This is a genomic window from Ihuprevotella massiliensis (assembly GCA_900095835.1).
Lineage (GTDB): Bacteria > Bacteroidota > Bacteroidia > Bacteroidales > Bacteroidaceae > Alloprevotella > Alloprevotella massiliensis.
The window spans coordinates 2,083,123-2,105,376 of sequence record LT608321.1; the positions used below are offsets into that span (position 1 = coordinate 2,083,123).

Genomic DNA, 22,254 nt, shown 5'->3' on the forward strand with positions numbered 1-22,254 from the left:
GAAACATTCCCTCACAGAACTTATATAGAGATGAAAAAACTATCTCGAATTTAGGAGAGGACTACTTAGTAACTTCGTCCCTGATGTCATATTGACAATGCAAATATACGGACTATTGCGAAACTGACAAAACAAATAGGCCTTTTTTTTATGCAATCTGCGATTTTTTTTGTTCCGACTCGATTTTATGCTTTGTTTAGGGCTGATTCCCGCAAGATTATTACTTTCTACAATCATTTTTCAGCGGATTTTTTCGTGATTTTCTGCGAAAACGTTTTCAGCCGACAACAAAACTTCTTGTCCCTAATCCGTGTTTTTGTACTTTCTCATGTGCGATATAATCAAGGCTCTTGATGATTTTGCCGAAATAATGGACAATTTTTCAGAGACCTTGTAAAAACTTTTTGTGCGTTCATAGTTTTAGTTTGACCTTCTTCTACCGTCTCACCGATACTTCTTGAAGTTTGCAAAAAAATACAATTCTATTCACGAAACTGATTTCATAATATTTCGAATAACCATAGAATAAATGATGTATAAGTTGCGAGAATCGTAAAAAATGCTATAGATATAATGAACATTGTTGCATATATTGTTCAGGCGACCATGCAGACGCTAAGACGGAGATTCCCAAAAGATGAAAAAAGTCGCTCCATTTAGCATGGAGCGACTTGAAGATTTTCTGGTCGGCAGCGCAAGTGTGACAACAGGGCTGCGGCATCTTTATCCTCCACCAGCGCCACAAACTCGCGCTCTGGATGGAGCAACGCCATCAATACTGCTGTCTCTCCGTCATCTTCCACCCATAAAGGCTGACATGCCTTCGCAGGTTGCTGCGCGGTATATTGCGCTTCCCACAGTGCCAGTTGGTCATTGATGCTATGAAGGTAGGAGAGATGTCGAGCCACACGTGCTTGCGCACCCTCGATCTTGTGCGAATAGCTTGCCACCACGTGCGGCACCAGTGCGCGGAGGTCGGTGAGTTTTCCTTGAGTTTTCGTGCAATGCGCGTACCATTTGCCGACAAAGCCCGTAGCATCGCCTTCCATGGCGAGAGGAGCTCCCCATGCCACGGTGAGACGTCCGTGTTCCAGCACGCGCGTGCCGGAGGGAAACACGCGAGCTTCGCCTGCCACGATGAGCGGACGCACCACGGTTTCGCCTAAGGTTTGGAGCTGCTGTGCAAATCTGTGGAGCAATTCCGCGCTTGCTCCCACCTCCAGCATCGGTTGACGTCCTTGTGACCACAGTTGGCGGCACTTTTCTAGCGACCATGTTGCCAGTGTCATCCATTCCCATTCTGGATGCTGACGCAGTGCCCAGCGTTTCACTCGCACGTCTTGCGCTGTCCACACCCCGATGAAGGGCATTTCGTGCAGCGTGTGCACTTTGTTGGGAGAGGGTTGCCCATTGTTGGTGACGCAGGTCGCTGTGTTCCCATTAGCTGTGGGCTGTTCCGCTATTTCCACTCCTTCTATTTCTGTGAAATCTTCGTTGTCCTTTGACGATTGTACGGCTTTTTTCTGTGTATCTCTGTCGTTTCTCGAAAAACGTCCGACATCTTCAAAATTTTCTCCCACGTTTTTCGAAAAAACTCCGACGTTTTTGGAAAAATCTCCCACGTTTTTTGAGAAATCTCCCACGTTTTTTTTCACGCCTCCGAGATTCGCGGTCGCCACGTCTGTGGAGGAGGTCTGCGCGAGGGTATTTTCACCGCTTGTTTCCCCTCCGATGGTCCTATCCTCCCACACGATGCCGCAACAGTGCGTGAGTGCCCACGCATTTCGGCTTAGGGCAGACTGCACCAGACGTACCATAGAGAGCGGACTAGCCCACGGCGAAGCCACACGTTGGCGCGTCCACCAACTAAACACTGGAGCCGGCAGGAGCAAGGTCGCAGCCACCACGCTGCCCATGCCCACGATGGTGAGACCGCCCAGCGAAGAGAGGGCAGGATGTTGGGCAAAAGCCAGTGTACCCACACCGATAAGCATGATCACTGCCGAGAGGAGGATGCTCCGCTTGTACGCCGCCAGGAGTTTTCTCCCATAGGTGTACTCATAGAGCAGACCTTCGGTCACGAATATCGAATAGTCGTCCCCTTGACCGAAGATAAAGGTTGCCAAAATCACATTGACGAGGTTGAAACTAAGCCCAAAAACCGACATACTGCCCAGAATCCACAACCAACTCACCACCATGGGGAAGAAAGCTAGGACAGCCACGCTGAATCGTCGGAACGAGAGCCACAAAAATCCGAAGACGATGGCACCACACACCCAGCCGATGTAGGAAAAGTCCTGCGACAGATGGCGCGCCACGCTTTCGTTCATCGATTTGGGTGTGAAAGTCCAGACGCTCTCCGCGCCTTCTTCTACGGCTTTGGGATTCTTCGCGTGAGACATTGATAGTTTGAGCACGGCATCCAACTGTTGCTTCAGCGCATCCGCCTCACCGCGTGGCACATTCACCACGGTCGTCACGATATATTGCCCTTTGCCATCGCGCGCCACCAAAGGAGCTAGCGCATCTTCGCCCATCGTCAAGCACTGGGCGGCATTGATGGGGTGAAAATCTCGGAGCAAAAGGTTGTCAAAGGGCGCAAAAGCCTGTGGTGCAAAGCCCAATTTCGCAGCTTCCTGCGCTGTTTGTTGGCGCAGTGCTGTTCCATTTTCCTGCACAAAAGCCTTCCATCGCGCCAGACGTGCCGCTTGTTCTCCAGCAGATGCGAGATATGGGGCTACGCTTTGTACCGTTGCGCCTTTCACCTTCCGAATCATGGGGGCAATCGTGCTTTCCTTTTGCTCACGCAGCGCAAGTGCTGCCTCGAGTGTCCGTGCGCGGTGAGCGATATACAGAGGTTCGTGGAGCGAGTCGGCTTGTCGCAGTTGTGCCAACTCGCCAAACAGCATGCGTTGTTCTGAGGATAGGTAATTTAAGTGCGCAAGATTGGCGTCAAACTCCACATTCCTCCCTGTCCATCCCAAGAGCAGCGTAGCGATGAGGGCAATACCCAGCCCCAAAGTGCGATAGGGTGGAGAGGTCTTGCGCATGGGCACGCTTGCCACTTCGAGATTTTCCACCTCTCCTTGTGAGGGTGAAGAGAGCACTGTGGTAGTTGTGGCAGGGGCTTTCACCAAATGAGGCAACGCCACCAGCACAAAGGCTATCGTCCCTACGAGCATAGCAGCTGCAAACACGCCTAAATCGCGCAGTGCCACAGAGTGTAGTGGAATCAATGCCGCAAAAGCACCCACGGTGGTCACATTGCCGATGAGCAAAGGAGCCACCAGTTCGCGAAGATTTTGGCGAATGCTGCCAGCATGTGGCAGGTGCGTGAGAAAATGTAGGGGATAATTGACCGCGATGCCGATGATCACCGAAGAGATGCCCAAGACGATGAGAGAAACCGTGGAAGTGGTGAACGAAAGTACGCAGAGTCCCACCAGCCATCCGAAACCTACGGTCAGGACGATGAGCAAGAGGTGTCGCACGCGTCGGAGGGTGTAGAGCAAGATGCCCAAGGTGAGCACCACTGCCACGGCTATTGCCCAAGTACTGTCGCGCTTGATCTGTTCAGCATTGCCCACAGCGATGGTGGGCGCACCGATGATTTGCACCCGAAACGGGGGAGTAAGTTGAGGATGATGAGGTTGTTTTTCCGTGTTTTTTTCAAGTTCTGTGGGAGCGTTATTGGACGCACTGGCTTCTTGCTCCACGGTCTGTGCCACGTTCTCCAGCAGATGTTTGAGTCGCGCTTGAACGTCCGTGGCAGTACCTTGGGCGTTGGTGGTGAGCATCACCACACACCAGCGATGGTCGGGCGAGAATATGTGCCCTTCGTGCAGATCATAGTGCAGATTGGTGCGTGTTTCTAGCAGTCGTCTGGCAGGAGCAGAGAAGAGATTCAGCGGATCTTGCGCCAAAGTCGCAGATTGCCATCCACTGGTGGGGAGCATCATTTCGGACTGTGCCGCGTGGAGTTGGCGATTCACGAAGTGGGGAGTGCGCATCGCGGAGTCGATGTGCGTCCAGTCGGCAGAGGTGAGCAAATAGGGCGCATGTTCCACCCACCACACTTGCCGATCCATCATCTGCGCCACGTCTATTTCGCTCACCACCTGCGACAACCACTTGGCGGTGTCGCGTTCTTGCACCATCTCTGCAAAGCGGTCGGCAGCATCAATGAGCGTTTCTTCGGGCGTTGTCTGTGAGCTCTCTGTCGTCGGCGCTGCATCCCCCTTGTTGCTGGGCGCTGCCTCATGGCGCACTACGGCAAAGATGCGGTTGCCTCCGTTGTATTGTCCGAAAGCCGCGAGCGATGCCGGATATTCTCCATCGTTGGGCAAAAAATCTGTGATGTCCTCCTTAAAATCTAAGCTACTCACACGCGCCACTAGTAGCAGTATGACAGCCACTCCGAGGGTCCACCGCCATCGTGGGCGAGGACGCAGAAATTCATACAAACGGAGGAAAAAAGACTTAGACATTAGGGAGTAGACGTTAGACGTAAGAGATTAGACGTTAGACGTAAGAGATTGGACGTTAGACGTAAGAGATTAGACGTTAGACGTAAGAGATTGGACGTTAGACGTTAGGGATTAGACGTTAGGCGTAAGAGATTGGACGTTAGACGTTAGAGATTAGACGTTAGACGTTAGAGGGGCAGCCCTTTCTGCTTGCTACAAGGGAGGCAAAAGGAAGATTTTGGGGAGCCTTGGGAGGGGGAGGCACCTACGACTGACCTCTCAGGTCGATAAACTTGATGGGTTTGCGCGATTTAGGTGGAAAGTTGATGGCAGCTACCTCTTCTTTGGGCAGAATCTCCACATCGGGCGTCACTCGAAGGCGAGCGCGGAAGCGATCTTTCAAATCTTTCGTGATGGCAGTGGGCAGTGGCAAATGGCTGTCTGCGACATATTGTTGCGCCACCTCCTGTTTCAGTCCCACTTTCGCGCACACTTCGTCTGTGCCGTTGGCAGAAGTGCGCGCCACCACCACATAGTTCTCCACATAAGGGGCGTGATCCAACACATCATTCAAGGCAGGCGGATAGAGCGTTGTCCCTTTGAGTTTGATCATGTTGTGCTTTCTTCCCACGAGCGGTGTGAGGCGATAGGTGTGACGTCCGCAAGCGCAAGGGGCAACAATGCGCGCTGCCACATCGCCCGTGCGGAAGCGCAAGAGCGGCATTCCCTCTACCCCCAAGGGTGTGACCACGATTTCCCCAAATTCTCCATCTTTCACGGGGCGATTGTCCTCACCGATAATCTCGACAATCACAAGTTCGGGATGCACATGACCGCCATTTCCTTCAGGACATTCAGCAAAGGTTGCCCCCATCTCTGTGGAGGAATAGGTGGCAAAGAGCGACACTTCGGGCCATCTCTCCGCGATGCGCTTGCCCAAAAGATTGAGTTGAAAATCAGTATCTCGGAGACCTTCGCCAATACCGATGATGCGGCGCACGCTGGAGTGGCGATAGTCGATGCCGTGTGCCTCGGCATAGTCGATGAGTCGTAGGATGAACGAGGGCACACACATGAGGGTGTCGGGCTGAATCTTGCGAATGGTGTCCCATTGCAATTCGGGAATACCGCCACCCACTCGCACCACGCCTGCTCCCAAACGGCGAAGTCCGAGAAAATATGCCATACCCGCCATGAATCTCTTGTCGAGAGTGGTCATGATCTGCACGATACTGTCGCGCGTCACACCAGCGCAGGCAAAGGAACGGGCTTCGTTGAATGCCAATCGTTCGAGATCGCTATCGGTGCAAGCGAAGGTCACTGCCTCGCCCATCGTACCCGAGGTGGTGACATAGTCGATGACCTCGCTTGGGGGTACGCAGAGGAAGTCCGCATTGTCGCGTTGCAGATCAGCTTTCTCCGTGAAGGGCAGTTGCTGCAAGTCGTCAATGGTGCGGATTTGTGCCACATCAATGTGGTGTTCTCGAAACATCCGTTGATAGAAAGGCGATTTTTCCGCCAGATAGTGCAGATGTTTGCGCAGGAGATCTTCTTGAAATTCCTGAATGACTTGGGGAGATTGGAAAGAAATATCAGTCATAAGGCACGGTGGCTTGCCATTCCTTTGGTGCTATCTTGCCTTTTGGGGTGTATCCTCACAAGGAACTAGCGCAGCCTTGGGAGCATGAAGCATCAAAGGTGGGAGAGAAGGGATGTAAAAGTGGGAGAAGAGGGAAGTGAAAATGCGTGAGTTCAGTTGAAAAGGTGGCTTAGATATGCCCCAAAAGTGTGTTTTTGCCGAGTATCGCTTCAGCAGTTTGCACCGCATTGAGGGGAGTGCCGCAGATGCCATGCAGACCAACACACTGACCACTCAAATATAAGTTGTGCACTTTGGTGAACACAGGGATTTGCCATCGCATGAAGTGCTCCGCATCTTTCTCAATGCCATAGAGACTTCCTTGAGGGCTGTGGTAATAATCGCGGATGGTGAGGGGCGATGCAGCCTCGATGCGGTCGATCCATTGCCGGATGTTGGGCAAGCGGGTGGCAAGAAGATCCAAGACCCTCTCCGTCATCTCTGCTTTCCAAGCCTGATATTCGGCTCCTCGTTGGTGAGTTGTAGTGTCTGCCCACGGAGCCACGGCAGAGAAGGGCATTGGAGCGGTGATGGTCATTCGCGAAGCGGTGGTGGCATCTTCCGAGTCGGGCGGTGTCATGTACAGAAGTCCGTGGGGCCACTCCGCATTGTACGCTTCAAGCGACCATATTTTTCCCCATGCGCGTTGCACATATCCGCTGCGATTCACATAGGGGTAGCCCTCTTTGAGCGTGAGATAGACCGAAAAAGCGGAATAACCCACGGGCAAATCTTCCAAGCGCTGGCGATAAATCTTGGGGAAAGCGCCTTCGTCCGTCACACGAAGCAGTTCGCGCACATGGACTGCCGACACATATTTCTCTGCCGAAAACTGCCTGCCATCTGCGAGTTCTACCCTTTGCACCGCATGGTCTTGCACGACAATGCGTGTGACCTCAGCGCGATTCAGCACTTCACCGCCTGCCTCTTCGACCACTTGGCGCAGCGCATCAGCGAGTTGTCCACTATTCCCCACAAATCGCGACGTTCCTTCGATATAGAGCACATTGATCACTGCGTGGATATAGGCAGGAGTGTGCCCAGCGCGCCCACCATACATCGGATTCATGTACGCCAACAACTGACGGAGGTGTTCATCTTCTATGTATTGCGCGATAAATTCATCGGCTGGTATTAGGCAATCTTCGCTGAGTGCTGCCATCGTGTCGGAGGGACGAAGATGAAAGAGCGAGAGTTGGTCGGTGATGCGGTAGAGGGCGTCGACATATCGTGCGATGCCAGTTTCTTCCTGTGGGAAATAGCGTGCCCAACTTTGGGCGAATCCTTCACGACTACCGCGGATTTCATAGCGATCGCCTGTGGATGCCATGAAGATCTCGTCCATCGTTTCATCCACATCCTTCAGACGAAGTTGGTCGTAGATGCCGAGATAATCACAGAGTCTTCGCAAGGTTTGCCCTTCGCCAAAGCCACCCAAGAGGTGCATTCCTGTGTCGAAATGTTGCGCCCCTCGACGAAAACTCTGCAGTCCTCCCCCGATGATGGCATTTTTCTCCAAGACGAGGCAGCGCATGCCCGACTTACTGAGCAGCGCTGCGGTGAACAGTCCGCCAAGACCTCCACCAATGATGAGGACGTTGTAGGGAGAATAGACGTTAGACATTAGATGTTAGAGATTAGACGTTAGACGTTAGAGGGTCGCGGACCCATTTTTCTCGCCCCGACAAGCGTGGTTATGAGAGCGGGAGAATAGACGTTAGACGTTAGAGATTAGACGTTAGAGGGTCGCGGACCCATTTTTCTCGCCCCGACAAGCGTGGCTCGGAGAGCGGGAGAATAGACGTTAGAGATTAGACGTTAGACATTAGATTCTCAGACATTAGTGCTAAAAACTTAGAGAGTAGACGTCTGAATGGGGACTTTTTCAATCCCAACTGCGCTTGATTTCTGAGACAGCAAGGTGGGTGCCCACCAAAGTGCCCAAGATGCCGTGGGAATTGACGTTTTGTCCAGCCAAAAACAAGTTAGGGATGCGCGTGCGAGTAGCCACTCTTCCGGCAGCACCGAGGGAGATGTCGCGAGCGATGCCGTAGAGACTTCCTCCGACAGTGCCCGTGTAGTCGCGATAGGTGAGCGGGGAGGACGAATATATCCGACTGATGCAAGCGCGCGTGCCAGGGAATTGTCGTTCTAAGGCAGCAAGTAACTGTTCGGTTCGCGCTGCTTTCCACATTTCGTAGGAAGAACCGCGATGTCCCACGAACGAATCTTCCCAAGGTTGCATCTCTTCGTAACGCACATAGGCGATAACCTCCGCCGTTGTTGCCCATTGCTGATGCGGTTGCTCGCATTGGTGCATATAGAGAAAGCCACGTGGCCAATCGTCTGTCGTATAGTCTTCGCAGTCCCACGGAGAGGTGTGGTAGACATATTGGTTGGCGTTGAGATAAGGTAGGCTTTCGGGACGAAAAGCTAGGTAGAGGGTGAAGCATCCCACCGTGTTGGGCAGGGCGGCGATGCGACGCTTATAGGCTGGACGTAGGAGAGGGGTGTCGGGAAGTAGGGAGAGCAGGGCTTGCGGATGGAGGGTGCTGACGATGCAATCGGCAGGGAAGTGCGCCCCTTTGGCGGTGGTCACTCCCGTGGCTTGGGAATGGTTGCAATGAATCTCCGTGACGTGTTGGCGCGTGAGGACCTTTCCGCCGAGCTGCTCGAGTTGTTGGATGAGTTGTTCGGCAATGATCTGGCTTCCCCCTGCGATGCGCGCGGCACTGGCGTTGTAGAATTCGGTGATAAAAGCATGAGTGGCAAAGGGTGTTTGTCCCTTGCGCCCTGCATAGAGAGGGAGATTTCCCACCAAGACTTGCCGCAAAGTGGCATCGCCTATCATACTTTCGAGGATGCTGTCCACACTGCGCGACTGATATTCTTGCATGGTGTGGAGCTGCTCTGCCAAGTTCGTCTCATGGTGGATGGACGATATGTGCATGATTTTACGTACCAACTGGAGATACCTCCACAGGTTGTCGCGCTCTTGGGGAAAATGCTGTGCCAAAACATCGACAAAGGCATCTCCTTTGGCGTAGGCAAAGGACTGTCCCTCAAGATGAATCTGTTCATATCCCCCAGCATCGAGTGGCACCAACGGAAGATGCAGGTCATAGTCTTGGAGCATCGGGTGCAACACTTGCCCTTCTTCATAACTTCCCACGAAGTGCATGCCCGTTTCCCACCGATGTCCGTGGCGATAAAAGCTCTGTAAGCAACCGCCAGCTTGAGGAGATTGCTCCAAAACGGTGACTTGATGCCCCATCCGTGCGAGTTGTATACCACAACTCAGCCCACCGAGACCACTACCAAGGACAAGTATTTGGGACATAAGAGGAGGTTTTAGACGTGTTAGTGCTTAGACTTTAGACGTTAGGGGGCGCAACCCCTTTCTGCTCGCCACGACAATCGTGGCTCGGGCTGGGAGAATAGATGTTAGAGGGTCGCAGACCCGTTTTCGTTCGCCACGACAAGTGTGGCTCGGGCGTTTTAGAAGTTAGACGTTAGATGTTAGAATGTGGACTTTGCGCCATTAAGTATCGGAGGGATTGCTCAGCACAGTTTGATAATACTGCCGGAATTGTCGAGCTTGTTGGAGCGTACTCCCTTGTCGCAGTGGATCAGAGGGAGAAATGCGGGGACCCACTTCGACATCTATTTTGCCTGCTCGGATGGCGAGGTCGGTTTTTCCCAACACCTGTCCTGTGCCTCTCAGAAAGAGGGGGAGAATATCTACGTTAAAGCGTTCGGCAAGTGCGAAAGCCCCTTGGTGAAATCGCCCTAATCGTCCTGTGGCACTGCGAGTGCCTTCGGGGAAAATCAATACACTGTAGCCCCGCTGCAAGAGCCCCCCCACACGTGCTGCGAGGGTTTCAAAATCTTCTGTGACGGGCAAGAACTCCGCATGGCGAATGATGACACCATAAAGGGGATTTCGCCACACCCACTGCTTGGTCATAATCACCAAATGGGGAGTGAGGAGCATGACGCTGAGCAAGTCGAGGTGACTACGATGGTTTGCCACGATGATGGCTGGGCGAGTGAAGTCTTCTCCGTGCCGATGAACGCGTAAGGTTACGCGTGGCAGCAACCACAACACGCCGCGCGACACGCGCTGAATCAGGCGATGGAGCCACAGCCGTTGGGCATCTTGAGGAGGAAAAAGCGCAAACCCTAGCCCGATGATGGCTTGCGCAGGGAGCATGAGAAGGAAGAAGCTGAGCAACAAAACGATGCCGTAGACAAAACTCAGCAAGCGGAGGGGCCACACCACGGAGAGGGCGAGTGTGGTGAGGAGAGTGTTGAGCAGGGTAATGCGGAAAAAGTCGGCAGTAGGACGGAAGTGACTCACCCTTTCTTCGCGTGGGGGATAATACACCTTCACGGGAATCTGTCGCAATCTTGTGCCACACCAAGCCGAGAACACCATGATTTCCAATTCCGCTTCGTAGCGATTGGTGAGAAAGTCCAATCCGTGGAGGTGATGCAAGGGATAGGCGCGAAATCCTGTCTGTGTATCCTCCAGAGAAAAGCCCGTTTGTAGCCACACCCAGAAGTTGGAAAATCGGTTGGCACGCCTAGCCGCTGCCGACATATTGGGAGCTTGTTGCGTAAAAAGTTCGGGAGAAAAGCGATTGCCCACGATGATATCGTCGGGTGTCTCCGCGATGGCTTGGAGAAACTGCGGAAGGTCGCTTGCAAAATGCTGACCATCGCTGTCCATTGTAATGACGTGCGTGTAGCCACATTGGCGAGCATGGCGGAAACCATGGCGTAGTGCTGCCCCTTTGCCCAAATTTTTAGGATGATGTAAGACGATGATGCCAGAAAATTGTGAGAGAATCTGCAAAGTCTCGTCCGTGCTTCCATCGTCTATCACCATGAGGGGGGCGCACTGCGCTTGGAGGATGTCGGTGATGACGTCCGCCAGCGTGTGAGCATTGTTGTAGGTGGGTAGAAGAATGATGGGGCGCATAAGTAGAAAGTTGGGAAAACCTAATTAGGACAACGAACAAAATCGCAGCGAGAGTTTGGCAAAAGTGGTGTCGCCTTGGGAGAGGGTTGCTTTCAACTGCGAGGGTTCGCCCGAAAGGTCAATGGTGAGTGTCGAAACCTCCGATGGACTGATGGGCGCAAGGTATTTGATGTTCTTCGCCTCAGAGAGTCGGAGCGGAGATTTCCAAGTGCGCTCAGCCAGTTCTTTCACGATTTGGAGCGCGCACACGCCAGGCAAGATGGGATGTCCAGGAAAGTGCGCTCGAAAGATGGGATGATTTGCCTGCAAGTCCAACTGAAATGTGGTGCGCGTGGGCAGTTCGCGGGTCTCGTCGGTGAGATGAAAGAGAGAATCAAGGAGCTTCATGTGAAAAAGCTAGTAAGAGAGTGAGCAGACTATCAGCGCCACTGTCGCCACCTTCAAAGCAAGCGTGGCGCACGCTCGGAGTGCTTCATGGTGCAGTGGTGTCGCTGAATGTCGAGTCTTGGACTGTCTGCGTGGTGTCTAGGGGAAGTGGGGCAAAATCGTAGCGAATGCCGTGGCGATTGTTGTGAGAGAAGGCTTGTCCTGTGGCAAAGTGTGGAACAAAAGTTTGGAAATCCTTTTTCAACATTCTGCGCAGGAAGAAGCGGCGCAAGGGAGGAATGAGGTGCGCCAATCGGATGCGCTGTCGTCGTCGCTCGTAGGTGAAGTCGAAGGCTTGGACACCAAACTCATTGACCCACGCACCCACGATGCTGTCATGACGCACACGCACCACGCAAAGTCCGGAGAGATTACCGCGCGGCATCGTGATTTGTGCCGACCACGTCGTGGCACTGTCCGTGACCACCCACGGGAGGGGCGGTGCACTGGGAGCCTTTTGTGCCGTACTGCAAGCGGTGAGCAAGCACAAGGCGAAGATAGCCCCCAAAAGTAGTTTGGCGCTAATCCACCTTAAAGTCAGAAGCTGCGACATGTTGGTTCTTTTTGAAACCCGAAAGTTCGATGGTGGTGACATCTCCGCTGCGTTCGGTGAGCACCACGCGCGAAACGACCGCTAACTTGGGGTCGATGGTGAGGGTGATTTGCGAAAACAAGGCTTTCATCTCACCGCGTTGAGGCGTCAGTTGGGCTATCCACGTGCCATTGTGCGAAAAGAGTTGGGTGCGAAAGGAGCGATCTGTCAGACATTGCCCCGTGACGTTGCTCACCATCAGGCGAGCGATCTGTTGAAACACCTTGTTTTGGCGCACATCGACCACATTCTTTCCGCGATCTCCGCCAAGGAGCACCTTATTTCCCGAAAGTACAAACACGTAGTGCGTGGGGGTGCTGTATTCCCAACGGAGTTGTGTGGGTTGGGCATACGACATTCTGCCGCGCGACACCAAACGATGGTTGAGCATCTTCAGTGTTTTGGTTTGGACAAATTGGGCTTGCAGGGTCTTTGTTTGCTGCGCCGCTGCCGAAATTTGGGAGAGCACCTGTTGCGCCTCCTGCTGCGAGAGCGGAGTTTGGGCTGAGAGCGACAAAAACGTGAGACAGCCTATGAGAAAAGAACAAAATTTTCGCATGAGGAAACGAGGATAAAGTTGCTGTTATTTGGAAATCAGTGCCACACCCACCAAGATAAAGGCTAGTCCTATCCATCGGGTGAAGGGCACTTCTTCGTGAAAGATAAACACTGCTGCCAACATTCCCATCACATAACTCAGACTCACCATGGGAAAGGCTTGATGAAAGGCGAAGTGCTTCACGATGTACATCCACAACAATGAGGCAGCACCGAAACAAAGTCCGCAAGCCGCAAACCACAGATTGCCAAAGACCGCCCCAAAATAGCGGAGCGACCATGAAAAGGCAGGGAACTGTGCGAGCGAAATTTTCAAAGTCACCTGCCCAAGGGTGAGTAGGGCGGACTGCAACAGTGCGAGAAATATCAGTGCGGGCATAGAGCGTGGAATGTGGTGGTGGGAAGGATGGGACAAATGGCTCCTTCGGGCGAGGTGGAAAGATAGTACGCTACTGCCAAATTATCCCTTTCGTCGTGCGCACCCACTAGCGCATTGTCGGCATGCCCCTGCGAGAGGAGCAAGTAGGCATCGCGGAGCGCGTGGTCGTAGGACGCATCGCCCTGCGAGAAAGTCGTGTTGTAGCCGTGACTTTTCGTGTGAATCGCCACCAAACCAGCAAGGGTGTTGTGCGTGGAATGGATGAAATGCGTGGGCGAAAGGAATTCCTCCCCTTGTTCGACTAATTGGCGTAAGAAACGCTCCGTGTCGGTGACGCAACCCATCGCAGTTCCCACCACGATGGCTTGCGGTTGGACATAAGGACTGGGGAGAACCGTTGAAGCCTGTTCCGATGAAGCAGCCGAATTTGAACGCTCACTTTGTGCCACCTTTGCCAAAACTGCGAGCGACACTTGCAATCCGCGCTTCAATAAAGGCGTGAGACGACGTGCCACCATGGGAGGAATCTTGGGCAAATCTTCGGATGCAAGATCTTCGTGTCGGAGCAGTTGGTGCAGATAGACCGCGCGCGGTGCAGGAATGGCGGAGGGCTGTTCCTCCGATTGCGCAGTGTCGTATTGCGAAAATACGAGCGCGGTGTCGTTACCTCCGAAGGCAAAGGCATTGCACAGCACATGGCGGAGCTGGGGTGCAGGAGTGGGGACAAGCACAGGCGTGAAATCTTCGTCCATTGCCGAGCTCCAATGCAGATTGGCAGGAAGGAAGTGATGCTGCAAAGCCAGAAGGCAAATCACAGCTTCCACACTTCCCGAAGCACTCGTGGTGTGTCCAGTGGCAGACTTGGTGGAGGAGAGTGGGGGAATCGTGGGAAACACGCTGCGCACTGCGGCAAGTTCACTCGCATCATTGTTGGGTGTGCCTGTGCCGTGGGCGTTGATATAGCCGATGTCGTCAGGTTGCAGACCAGCCCTGCGGAGAGCGGCTTGCATGGCTAGCACAGCACCGATGCCCTCTTCCGAAGAAGCCGTTTGGTGAAAGGCATCACAGGCATTACCCCAGCCGGAGAGTGTGGCAAGAGGTTGGACACCGCGTGCCAAAGCATGGCTTTCGCGCTCCAACACCACAAAGGCGGCTCCCTCACCCAGGTTGAGACCTGCTCGAGAACTGTCGAAGGGACGGCAGGAATCTGGGTCGAGAATGAGGAGCGAGCGGAAACCATTGTAGTGGAAACGCGAGAGGGCTTCGCTTCCGCCCACAACGACACAGTCATACGCCCCACTTTCGATGAGCATGGCTCCGTGGATGAAGGCATTGGCAGCCGACGAACAAGCGGTGCTCAAGGTGGTGACGTAGCCCCACTCTCCGAAGTGCGCGGCGATTTGGTCAGTGCACATGCCACAGAGTCCCAAGGTGTCGGCATGGAGCGTGCGCGCAAACTCCACTTCCGTCACGTCCATGTTGCCCACTGTCGTGCCACCCACGAGTGCCAGGTGCGGAAGGTCGGCAGAAGAAAGCTGAGCAGACTGCAGTGCTTCGCCCAAAGCCATGATGCCCATGAGGGCAGTGCGCGAGGTGACGTCCGAGGCGGCTTGCACAGCTTCGGACAGTTCGGCATTGCTCATGGGCACTTCTCCCACGGGAAGTGGGTGCTGTGTGGTGAGATGACGCGGAGGGGCGATGCCACAAGTCCCCGATTGGAGGGCTTGCAGTGTGGTGGCTACTCCGATGCCTAGGGAGGAGAGGATGCCTGCGCCAGTGATTACAATCATTTAGTGCGGTGTTGTTGGATGTAGTCTGCCATGGTGTCGATGGAAGCAAAGACTTGTTTGCCCTCGGCAGGGGAAGAAAGTCGGATGCCATAGGTGCGATCGAGGAGCACAATGAGTTCGAGGGCATCGATGGAGTCGAGTCCTAAGCCATCACCAAAGAGAGGTTCGCTGTCGACGATGGACTCTGGGGTGATTTCTTCCAAGGAGAGTACTTCGATAATCTGTTGTTTGAGTTGGAGTTTGAGGTCGGACATAGTAGACGTTAGACGTTAGAGATTAGATGATAGACGTTAGAGATTAGACGATAGACGTTAGACGTTAGAGATTTGGCAATAGCGGGTAGACATTAGACCATAAGTCTTTAAGAAGGCAAGTGCAGTTGGACATTTCCAGAGGCTCATTGCCGCAGGGCTCTAGCATCTAACGTCTAATGTCTAACTTCTACTTAGATGTTAGTCGTGGGAAGATAGAGTTGCAGATGTGCGGAGAAATGCTCAGCATCTTCGGCATCCAGCCATCCACCTACGATGGCAGTGGTGCGCGCATCGGAGGCAGGCGAAAGGATGAGCGACTGTTGGATCGCTTCCTCTGCGGTGGTGGGCAGGGCATAACAAGCGGTGTGGCCGTGCCAATGGTGACGGATGGCAACTTCGCCCGTGGCAATGTTGGGCAAGGTGTAGACAAACGCAGCTGGACTGGGAAAGAATTCCTCGGCAGTGGGCACAATGGTGCTTTGATAATGCACATCGGCTGCCAAAGATCCATGATGCGTGAGAAAGACGACCGCTGTGTGGGCATCGAGATGGGGAATGGATTGTACCAACAACTCAGTAGCCACAAAAGCCAACTGAGAGAGGACGTCCATCTTGTGGAATTTCGGGTAGCCCCAAATGAGTTTTTTGTAGGCAGCTGGGAGAAGTGCCGCTCCTCGTTCCTCGAAAGGTAGGGCAATGCCGTCTATGCTGATGCCTTCGGGCGTGATGTCCACCGCAGCAATGGGCGCAAAGGTGCGTGCCATGGGGTTGGCAACCTTCAATGATGGGAGGGATGAGGCGGAACAATCGGAGGGCAAAATGGAATTGTCGGACGTTTCAGAAAAAACGTGGGACTTTTTTGAAAAAAACTCCGACGTTTTTGGAAAAATCTCCAACGTTTTTTGGAAAAACTCCGACGTTTTTTTTGATTGCTCGGAGATTTCTGGAGAAGTCTCCGAATCATGAGCCAAAAGCGCGGAATTTTGAGGCGGAACATTGCACATTTGCCACCACAACACCGCGTTGCATCCACCAAATCCAGAGAGGAGTTTGAGGAAAGAATCCCCCGAAAGCGGTTGGGCTTCGCTGCTGAGCGAGAGTTCGTGCGACACGCCCGATGCGCTATACTCACGTGTGCCCCAGAGGGCGCCTTGTTCCACGGCTGCCATGGTGAGAATGGTCTCTAACACGCCAGCAGCTCCGAGGGTGTGACCGAAGGTGCTCTTCAGCGAATAGGCAGGGAGGTGGGTCAAACCAGCCCGATAGAGAGCGATGGACTCCATCTCGTCGTTGTAGGCAGTGGCAGTGCCGTGACAACTCACACAGGCGAGGTGGGAAGTGGTGCTTTTCCAGTCGGGATCGTCAGACCAATGGGGTGGATTTTCCTGCAAATCTTCAAGGTTCTCGATATTGCTCTCTTCGGATAATCCTAGTGTGGCACAGAGTGCGCGATATACGCCTTCGCCTGTGCGAGAGGGACCCGAGATGTGGTTGGCATCATTGCGCACACAGCCCGAGCGCAGCGTCCATCGGTGGGAGAGGGCTGCGGAAGAAGAGGAGGGGCTGTCGTGGACTTCGCCATCGGTGCGCGAGAGAATAAGGGTGGCAGCGGCTTCGCCTAGGTTGAGTCCGCAGCGCGCAGCGTCGAAGGGGCGGCACACTTCGGGACTGAGGGCTTTGAAAGCGCCAAAACCCGAAACGATGAAGCGCGAAAGGAGGTCGGCACCACAAACGATGACGTGGTGCAACGTGGAGTCTTCTGTCAGTCGTTGGGAGGCGAGGAGGAGGGCATGGCTGCCTGAGATACAAGCATTGCTCACCACGATGGGGGTACGCTGGAGGTGCAAGTGCTGCGCCACGGCAGTTGCGGCTTCACTCAGCGCCACTCGATGGCGAGGGATGTGGGGTTCGTCGGTAGCATCTAGGAGATGCACATTGCCTTTGGTGGTGGCAAGGATGAAAAGTACCGCAGAATCGTCGAGCGTTATGCCCCCTTCTGCCGCTGCTTCGTGGACAGAAAGGGCGACTAATTGCTCAAATCGGGTGAGCGTGTGGGCGGCTTCTTCCCCAAAGGTGGCGATGAATCGCTCGGTGATGGCTTGGTGTGGGAAAACAGCTGCGGTGGTGGGTTCGGGAAGTCCGAAGTAGTGGTCGTGACGAAGGGCAGTTTGTCCATCGCGCAAGGCTGCTAGGTGTGCAGCAGTGCCCCAAGCCAAGGGAGAAGCTAGGTGGGTAGCAGTGACTTCAATCATGATTTTCTTCGGAATTTAAGTTCCATCGTTCTTGCCACTCGGCATAGAAGGTGGGTTTGTACCATTGCAGTTGGTAGTCTTTGTCCATAAAGGCTTGTACACTGTGTCCTGTGGCGAGGAGTTCGTCGGTGAGGGCATCGTGAATCTCGTAGTCGAAGATGATTTTTGCCGCAGCGGTGGCAGTGTAGATGATGTCGATGCGGCACTGCTGTTCGTAGCGAATGGGACGAAGATAGCGGAAGGTGAGTTCTACCAAGGGAGCATAATAGCCTGCGCGCGCCATGGTCATATATTCCAGTCCGTATTGTGCGCCAAAGGCTTCGCGGGCATCCTCAAAATAGAGGGGATAGGATCCGTGCCACACGATGTTCATCGCATCGACTTCGCTGAAGCGTACGGCAAATTCTTTGGAAGCACGTAGTTGTTTGTGGGACATAGGAATATAGACGTTAGACTTTAGAAATTAGACGTTAGGGGTCGCGGACTCGTTTTGCTCGCCACAAGTAGCTCGAGGTTGGAGGGGTAGACCGGAATAGACGTTAGACTTTAGACGTTAGAGAGTAGACGTAAGTCGTTAGCATCTCGTGAAACGTCCTAAGGATGCGGGCTATTGTTGAAGCGTTTCGGGAAGTTCCTCGCCGAGGGCGATTTTCAATGTGGCTTCCGCGATGAGCGTTTCTCCCACCCTGACGCGTGCCGCTGCAAGGGTGATGCCCATAATCTCCTGTTCGATGTGAATCGTTGTGGAGAGAGTTTCGCCCACTTTCGGCAGACGATGCACCACAAAGCCACGCACCGCACCGATGTAGCCGATGCGCACTCGTTCGCGCAGCACATATTTGTTGTAAAAGCCCAAACGCGCAGCACAAGTTTGTGCCATATTCTCCAAGATTCCGGCTTCGGAAAGCACGCCCTCTTCGACCATGAGATGATCGGTTGGGAGGGTGAACTGACAAATCGTGGACTGCTCATCGTAGTGGACCAAACGATCGACCAACACAAAGGGAGGTTGTTGGGGCAGGAGGGTGAGAATGTCGATGGAATCTAGGGGCGGAAAGGGCGAAGTGTGGGACATGGGCGTGAAAATCGCGGTGAGGATGAGGGAAGATTTCCCAAGAGGGGGAAGGAAAACTCAATGCACGAAGGGGAAGAAGTTGAACCACTGCGCAGGATATTGCGTGACGCGCTGTTGGAGCACGGCTGCGTAGGCGGTGGCTAGGGCTTCCGCGCGCTGCGCCATGGGGAGCGAAGGCTCGGGCATGGGGAGCGGATCGACAAACAGCCGGTAGTGATGAGTGGAAGTCTTCATCGCACTCAGCACGAGTGTGGGCAACTTGCGGCGCGCAATGAGGGCAAAGGGTCCGTGGGGCAACGAGGCTTTGCCACGGAAGAAGGGAACTTCGAGGGTGCGCTCTGCAGGGAGATGGCGATCGGCTGGGAAACTCACGATGTGTCCTTGCGCGAGGGCTTCGGAGAGAAGGAAGAGATGGCTCATGTCGTCGGCAATGGGCACCATGCGCACGCCGGTTTGGGCAAACTGACTTTGACGACCTTCTGCCACCACTGCCGTTTCGTGGGCAAAGACGAGGGCGAAAATCTGTTTTCCCTCGGGACGGAGGGTGTAGCCCGAAAGCTCATAGCACCCGACGTGTGCGGAGAGCAAGGCGAAACTTTCGGGTTGCTGCACGAGATGGTCGAAATGAGCTTCTCCCTCGATGGTGAATCGAAACTTGCGCCCTGCGAAGGCGGCAAAGCGATCGATCATGATTTGCCCGAAGCGATAGTGGTTGACCACCGTCATCCTCGCAGCCTTCAGAGGAGAAAACCCAAGTTGGTCGCGAAAAAAGCGGTATTGATGGCGCGTGCCAGAGCGAAACACGAGATAACCAGGCACAACGAGGGCTACCACTGCATAGATGAACTGCAGAGGTAGGGCACGGAGCAGCACAATAAGTTGGCGTTGCATCCAGGGCGTTCCGTCGGTGTGGCCTTGCCAATCCATGATAGTTTGTTTACCAGTGAGAGTTTCTTGGCTCGAGATGGGGATTTTCCTCGAAAATCTCCACAATTCGGCATCGTCCATGGGAAGACGAAGCGAGAGAAAACGAGAGATGTGCTTCGCTGCTCCCTAGTTTCTCAGCGCGAGAGGGGAAGGGGTGAGTTAGTTGCCGACTTTGCTCTCGATGTAGTCGCAGAACTTTTGGAGGGTGTCGACACCTGCCATCTCTTCGGGCTTGATTTTGAAACCAAACTTGCGCTCGATGATGACCACAATGTCCACGAAGTCGAGGCTATCGATGCCGAGGTCGTCTTTCAACAAGGCATCGGGATGGATGTTTTCTTCTTCTACTTCGAGGTCTTCAATGAGGAATTCTCTTACTTTTTCTTCGATTTCTGTACGGTTCATTTTATTTAGAATTTAGACGTTAGACGTTAGAGGGTAGACGTTAGACTTTAGAGATTAGACGTTAGACATTAGTGCCTAAGCCTTGCGGACCTCGATGAGGGAGTGTCCTTGTCCGAGATGGTCGTGCACGGAGGCGATGCTGAGTCCTGCTTGCTCGATGAGGGCGAAAAGACGATCAGAGTGGTACATCTTGCTGTTGCCATTCGCCATCGCTGTGAAATAGACACTCGTCATGGTGAGGCAGAACGCCGCAGGTTCGAAGCGCTGTCTGTCCCAAAGGGTTTCGAGGATGAACAGTCGCGTGTGGGGTTGTATGGCTTGCGCGGTGCGCTGGAGAATGCTCAAGATTTCGGGTTCGGAAAAGCAGTCTAAAAACTGACTCATCCAAACGACATCGAGATCTGTCCAATCGGTGGGGAGGGTGTTGTCCAAGCGCAGCCAGTCGATGGGGAAGGCGTCAATGCGTTCTTCGCCCGATGCTCCGGCGATGTTGGAGCGCATCATGGAGATTTGCCCAGGGAGGTCGGCAATCGTCACACGCACGTTGGCATCTTGACCTACGCAGCGCAAGGCGAAGCGACCTGTGTTGCCGCCAATGTCGAGCAGGTGGCGCACCGGTTGGGAGAAGACGATGGGAAGTGCGGCATCAAACGAGCCATCTGAGTAGAAATGGTCGAAGGCTAGCCAACTCTTGAGCGCGTCTGGGGGAAGTTGGGACAAACCTTCGTAGATGGTGGACCAATCTCCGAGGGTTTTGAGCCCCGCAGGCTTGCCCGTGGTGAGTGCTTCCTCGAGATGAAACATCCCTTGGTAGTTGACATCGTGGTTGAAGTCGAGATTGACCGCGGTGGCTGGGTCGGTGAGTAAAAACCAACCTGTTTTGCTCAAGGAAAAGCGGTCGGTGGTGGGGTCTACTAAGAGAAGTCCGAGCGAAAGTCCAGCATCGGTGAGGATGGTGAGGGCATAGTGCGAACGGTCTGTGGACTGTTGCAGATCTTCGAGCGTGAGTCCGTGGGAAGAGTCGTTAAGGAGTGCGAGGATTTGCCACTTTTTGAGCAATCGCGCCACTTGGAAAGCCACGGGTGCCCAAGCGATGCACTCGGCTTGTCGTTGTGCTTCTCGTGCGGTGAGGGTGTCGCGCGTGTAGCTTTGTGAGAGTGCTGGAGAGAGGTGCATGGTAGAAGAAGGGGGAAAGGAGGTTAGTCGATGGCGCGAAGGATGAGAGCGGAGTTGGTGCCACCAAATCCGAAAGAGTTGCTCAGCACAGTGCGCACGGAGGTGTCGATGGTTTGGCGCACGAGATTGAGGTTCGCGGCTGCTTCATCGGGATTTTCCAAATTAAGATTGGGCGCCACGAAGCTATTCTGCATCATCAAGATGGAATAGACCACTTCGCTGGCTCCTGCCATCCAACATTCGTGTCCGGTCATGCCTTTGGTGCTGCTGATGTAGGGGCAGTTTTCTCCACCAAATAGGCGTGCGAGAGCAAGGGCTTCGTAGTAGTCGCCCTGCGGTGTGGAGGTGGCGTGGGCATTGATGTAGTCGATGTCGGCGGCACTGAGCCCAGCATCGGTGAGCGCACGCGACATAGCAATGAAAGAACCTTCGTCGGAGGGCTGAGAAATACCACCGCCGTTGCCAGAAAATCCGTAGCCCACGACTTCGCAAAGGATGTTGGCACCACGTTGCACGGCACTTTCGTAGCTCTCTACCACCAAGGCAGCAGCACCACCACTGGGGATGAGACCATCGCGCTCGGCATCGAAGGGGCGAGAAGCTCGTTGGGGTTCGTCCATACGTTTGGAGAAAGCTCCCAGTGCGTCGAAGGTTGCCATGGAATAGTGGTTGACTTCTTGCGCGCCGCCGCAAAGGACGAGGTCTTGCAAGCCTTGGCGGATGAGCATATACGCCAAACCGATGGAGTGACTGCCGCTGGCGCAAGCTGCACTCACGGTGAAGTTGATGCCGCGCAGGCGGAAGATGGTGCTGAGGTTCATCGTCACGGTGGAGTTCATGGACTGGAAGATGAATCCACTGCCAAGAAGTGCGCTATCATGCTTGTCGTTCATGATGTTGGCAGCCTCAATCACGGGTTTCGCTGAGGAATCATTGCCAAAGATACAGCCGATTTCGCGACTGTCGAGCATAGCCTCGTCGATGCCTGCCATAGACAATGCCTCGCGCGACGCCATATAGGCAAACTCTCCTTCCTCGGCTAGTCCAGTGCGTAGGCGACGATCGAGCACGCCTTTAAGTTTGGGACGCTCCACTAAGCCGGTGAGGGACGATTGGTAGCCATATTCTGTGCGCAAAGGGTCGATGCCAATGCCGCTTCGTCCTTCGCGCAGGGCTTGAGTGACGGAGGGGCAGTCGGTGCCTAGGCAAGACCAGATGCCGATGCCGGTGATGACGACGCGAGGTTGTGACATAGGGAAGAAGATATTATAGGAATTGAAGAATCAAGAGAAGGTAGGTTGCAGTCTGTACTTCCGTGCGGAATTTAG

At 53.9% G+C, this 22,254-nt stretch carries 18 protein-coding genes; all 18 read right to left on the reverse strand.

Going from position 1 to position 22,254, the window contains the following annotated elements:
* Positions 1 to 656: 656 nt before the first annotated feature.
* The 18 genes from BQ2633_RS08405 to BQ2633_RS08490 all read right to left on the reverse strand — a co-directional run bounded on the left by BQ2633_RS08405 (position 657) and on the right by BQ2633_RS08490 (position 22,179).
* A complete protein-coding gene (locus tag BQ2633_RS08405; RefSeq protein WP_075566435.1) occupies positions 657 to 4,490 on the reverse strand; it encodes an MMPL family transporter in 3,834 nt (1,277 codons plus the stop codon).
* Positions 4,491 to 4,734: 244 nt separating this feature from the next.
* Positions 4,735 to 6,069 (reverse strand): flexirubin biosynthesis putative acyl-CoA ligase FlxY, encoded by a 1,335-nt coding sequence (gene flxY / locus BQ2633_RS08410; protein ID WP_075566436.1) that lies wholly within the window; start codon positions 6,067 to 6,069, stop codon positions 4,735 to 4,737.
* Positions 6,070 to 6,238: 169 nt separating this feature from the next.
* Positions 6,239 to 7,732 (reverse strand): phytoene desaturase family protein, encoded by a 1,494-nt coding sequence (locus tag BQ2633_RS08415; RefSeq protein ID WP_075566437.1) that lies wholly within the window; start codon positions 7,730 to 7,732, stop codon positions 6,239 to 6,241.
* 261 nt (positions 7,733 to 7,993) lie between these two features.
* The gene (locus BQ2633_RS08420; RefSeq protein ID WP_075566438.1) at positions 7,994 to 9,448 is read right to left on the reverse strand and encodes a phytoene desaturase family protein; all 1,455 of its coding nucleotides are present in this window, start codon (positions 9,446 to 9,448) and stop codon (positions 7,994 to 7,996) included.
* 201 nt (positions 9,449 to 9,649) lie between these two features.
* Positions 9,650 to 11,092: a glycosyltransferase gene (locus BQ2633_RS08425; protein ID WP_075566439.1), complete on the reverse strand. Its 1,443-nt coding sequence runs from the start codon at positions 11,090 to 11,092 to the stop codon at positions 9,650 to 9,652.
* 24 nt (positions 11,093 to 11,116) lie between these two features.
* Entirely contained in the window at positions 11,117 to 11,479 is a 363-nt protein-coding gene (locus tag BQ2633_RS08430) for an ApeI family dehydratase (protein ID WP_075566441.1), read from the reverse strand.
* Between the two features lie 85 nt (positions 11,480 to 11,564).
* Positions 11,565 to 12,071, reverse strand: coding sequence for a hypothetical protein (locus BQ2633_RS08435; protein WP_141700171.1), 507 nt, complete (start codon positions 12,069 to 12,071; stop codon positions 11,565 to 11,567).
* Positions 12,040 to 12,669 (reverse strand): flexirubin biosynthesis/transport protein LolA2, encoded by a 630-nt coding sequence (gene lolA2 / locus BQ2633_RS08440; protein WP_075566445.1) that lies wholly within the window; start codon positions 12,667 to 12,669, stop codon positions 12,040 to 12,042. Before lolA2 ends, BQ2633_RS08435 begins: the two co-directional genes overlap by 32 nt.
* Before the next feature lie 24 nt (positions 12,670 to 12,693).
* The gene (locus BQ2633_RS08445) at positions 12,694 to 13,047 is read right to left on the reverse strand and encodes a DMT family transporter (protein ID WP_075566446.1); all 354 of its coding nucleotides are present in this window, start codon (positions 13,045 to 13,047) and stop codon (positions 12,694 to 12,696) included.
* The gene (locus BQ2633_RS08450) at positions 13,035 to 14,837 is read right to left on the reverse strand and encodes a beta-ketoacyl synthase N-terminal-like domain-containing protein (protein WP_075566448.1); all 1,803 of its coding nucleotides are present in this window, start codon (positions 14,835 to 14,837) and stop codon (positions 13,035 to 13,037) included. Before BQ2633_RS08450 ends, BQ2633_RS08445 begins: the two co-directional genes overlap by 13 nt.
* Positions 14,834 to 15,091, reverse strand: coding sequence for a phosphopantetheine-binding protein (locus tag BQ2633_RS08455; RefSeq protein WP_075566449.1), 258 nt, complete (start codon positions 15,089 to 15,091; stop codon positions 14,834 to 14,836). The genes BQ2633_RS08450 and BQ2633_RS08455 overlap by 4 nt, the downstream gene beginning before the upstream one ends.
* Before the next feature lie 191 nt (positions 15,092 to 15,282).
* On the reverse strand, positions 15,283 to 17,343 hold the full coding sequence (locus BQ2633_RS08460; protein ID WP_075566451.1) for a beta-ketoacyl synthase N-terminal-like domain-containing protein: 2,061 nt from the start codon (positions 17,341 to 17,343) through the stop codon (positions 15,283 to 15,285).
* On the reverse strand, positions 17,336 to 17,779 hold the full coding sequence (locus BQ2633_RS08465) for an acyl-CoA thioesterase (RefSeq protein ID WP_075566453.1): 444 nt from the start codon (positions 17,777 to 17,779) through the stop codon (positions 17,336 to 17,338). Before BQ2633_RS08465 ends, BQ2633_RS08460 begins: the two co-directional genes overlap by 8 nt.
* Before the next feature lie 171 nt (positions 17,780 to 17,950).
* Positions 17,951 to 18,418 carry a hotdog family protein gene (locus BQ2633_RS08470; protein ID WP_075566455.1) on the reverse strand — a complete coding sequence of 156 codons (468 nt, stop codon included), beginning with the start codon at positions 18,416 to 18,418 and terminating at the stop codon, positions 17,951 to 17,953.
* Positions 18,419 to 18,475: 57 nt separating this feature from the next.
* A complete protein-coding gene (locus BQ2633_RS08475) occupies positions 18,476 to 19,426 on the reverse strand; it encodes an LpxL/LpxP family acyltransferase (RefSeq protein ID WP_083234010.1) in 951 nt (316 codons plus the stop codon).
* A gap of 78 nt (positions 19,427 to 19,504) precedes the next feature.
* Positions 19,505 to 19,750 (reverse strand): acyl carrier protein, encoded by a 246-nt coding sequence (locus BQ2633_RS08480; protein WP_075566457.1) that lies wholly within the window; start codon positions 19,748 to 19,750, stop codon positions 19,505 to 19,507.
* A 75-nt stretch (positions 19,751 to 19,825) separates the two neighbouring features.
* Positions 19,826 to 20,926 (reverse strand): methyltransferase, encoded by a 1,101-nt coding sequence (locus tag BQ2633_RS08485; protein WP_075566459.1) that lies wholly within the window; start codon positions 20,924 to 20,926, stop codon positions 19,826 to 19,828.
* 23 nt (positions 20,927 to 20,949) lie between these two features.
* Positions 20,950 to 22,179, reverse strand: coding sequence for a beta-ketoacyl-[acyl-carrier-protein] synthase family protein (locus BQ2633_RS08490; RefSeq protein ID WP_075566461.1), 1,230 nt, complete (start codon positions 22,177 to 22,179; stop codon positions 20,950 to 20,952).
* Positions 22,180 to 22,254 lie beyond the last annotated feature (75 nt).

Bases quoted from the DNA above. Each gene is read 5' to 3' on its own strand.
- BQ2633_RS08455 (WP_075566449.1), bottom strand. From the start codon at position 15,091: ATGTCCGACCTCAAACTCCAACTCAAACAACAGATTATCGAAGTACTC.
- BQ2633_RS08470 (WP_075566455.1), bottom strand. From the start codon at position 18,418: ATGTCCCACACTTCGCCCTTTCCGCCCCTAGATTCCATCGACATTCTC.
- BQ2633_RS08475 (WP_083234010.1), bottom strand. From the start codon at position 19,426: ATGGACGATGCCGAATTGTGGAGATTTTCGAGGAAAATCCCCATCTCG.
- BQ2633_RS08405 (WP_075566435.1), bottom strand. From the start codon at position 4,490: ATGTCTAAGTCTTTTTTCCTCCGTTTGTATGAATTTCTGCGTCCTCGC.
- BQ2633_RS08480 (WP_075566457.1), bottom strand. From the start codon at position 19,750: ATGAACCGTACAGAAATCGAAGAAAAAGTAAGAGAATTCCTCATTGAA.
- BQ2633_RS08465 (WP_075566453.1), bottom strand. From the start codon at position 17,779: ATGTCCCACAAACAACTACGTGCTTCCAAAGAATTTGCCGTACGCTTC.
- BQ2633_RS08490 (WP_075566461.1), bottom strand. From the start codon at position 22,179: ATGTCACAACCTCGCGTCGTCATCACCGGCATCGGCATCTGGTCTTGC.
- BQ2633_RS08420 (WP_075566438.1), bottom strand. From the start codon at position 9,448: ATGTCCCAAATACTTGTCCTTGGTAGTGGTCTCGGTGGGCTGAGTTGT.
- BQ2633_RS08435 (WP_141700171.1), bottom strand. From the start codon at position 12,071: ATGTCGCAGCTTCTGACTTTAAGGTGGATTAGCGCCAAACTACTTTTG.
- BQ2633_RS08425 (WP_075566439.1), bottom strand. From the start codon at position 11,092: ATGCGCCCCATCATTCTTCTACCCACCTACAACAATGCTCACACGCTG.
- BQ2633_RS08415 (WP_075566437.1), bottom strand. From the start codon at position 7,732: ATGTCTAACGTCTATTCTCCCTACAACGTCCTCATCATTGGTGGAGGT.
- BQ2633_RS08450 (WP_075566448.1), bottom strand. From the start codon at position 14,837: ATGATTGTAATCACTGGCGCAGGCATCCTCTCCTCCCTAGGCATCGGA.
- lolA2 (WP_075566445.1), bottom strand. From the start codon at position 12,669: ATGCGAAAATTTTGTTCTTTTCTCATAGGCTGTCTCACGTTTTTGTCG.
- BQ2633_RS08485 (WP_075566459.1), bottom strand. From the start codon at position 20,926: ATGCACCTCTCTCCAGCACTCTCACAAAGCTACACGCGCGACACCCTC.
- BQ2633_RS08445 (WP_075566446.1), bottom strand. From the start codon at position 13,047: ATGCCCGCACTGATATTTCTCGCACTGTTGCAGTCCGCCCTACTCACC.
- BQ2633_RS08460 (WP_075566451.1), bottom strand. From the start codon at position 17,343: ATGATTGAAGTCACTGCTACCCACCTAGCTTCTCCCTTGGCTTGGGGC.
- flxY (WP_075566436.1), bottom strand. From the start codon at position 6,069: ATGACTGATATTTCTTTCCAATCTCCCCAAGTCATTCAGGAATTTCAA.
- BQ2633_RS08430 (WP_075566441.1), bottom strand. From the start codon at position 11,479: ATGAAGCTCCTTGATTCTCTCTTTCATCTCACCGACGAGACCCGCGAA.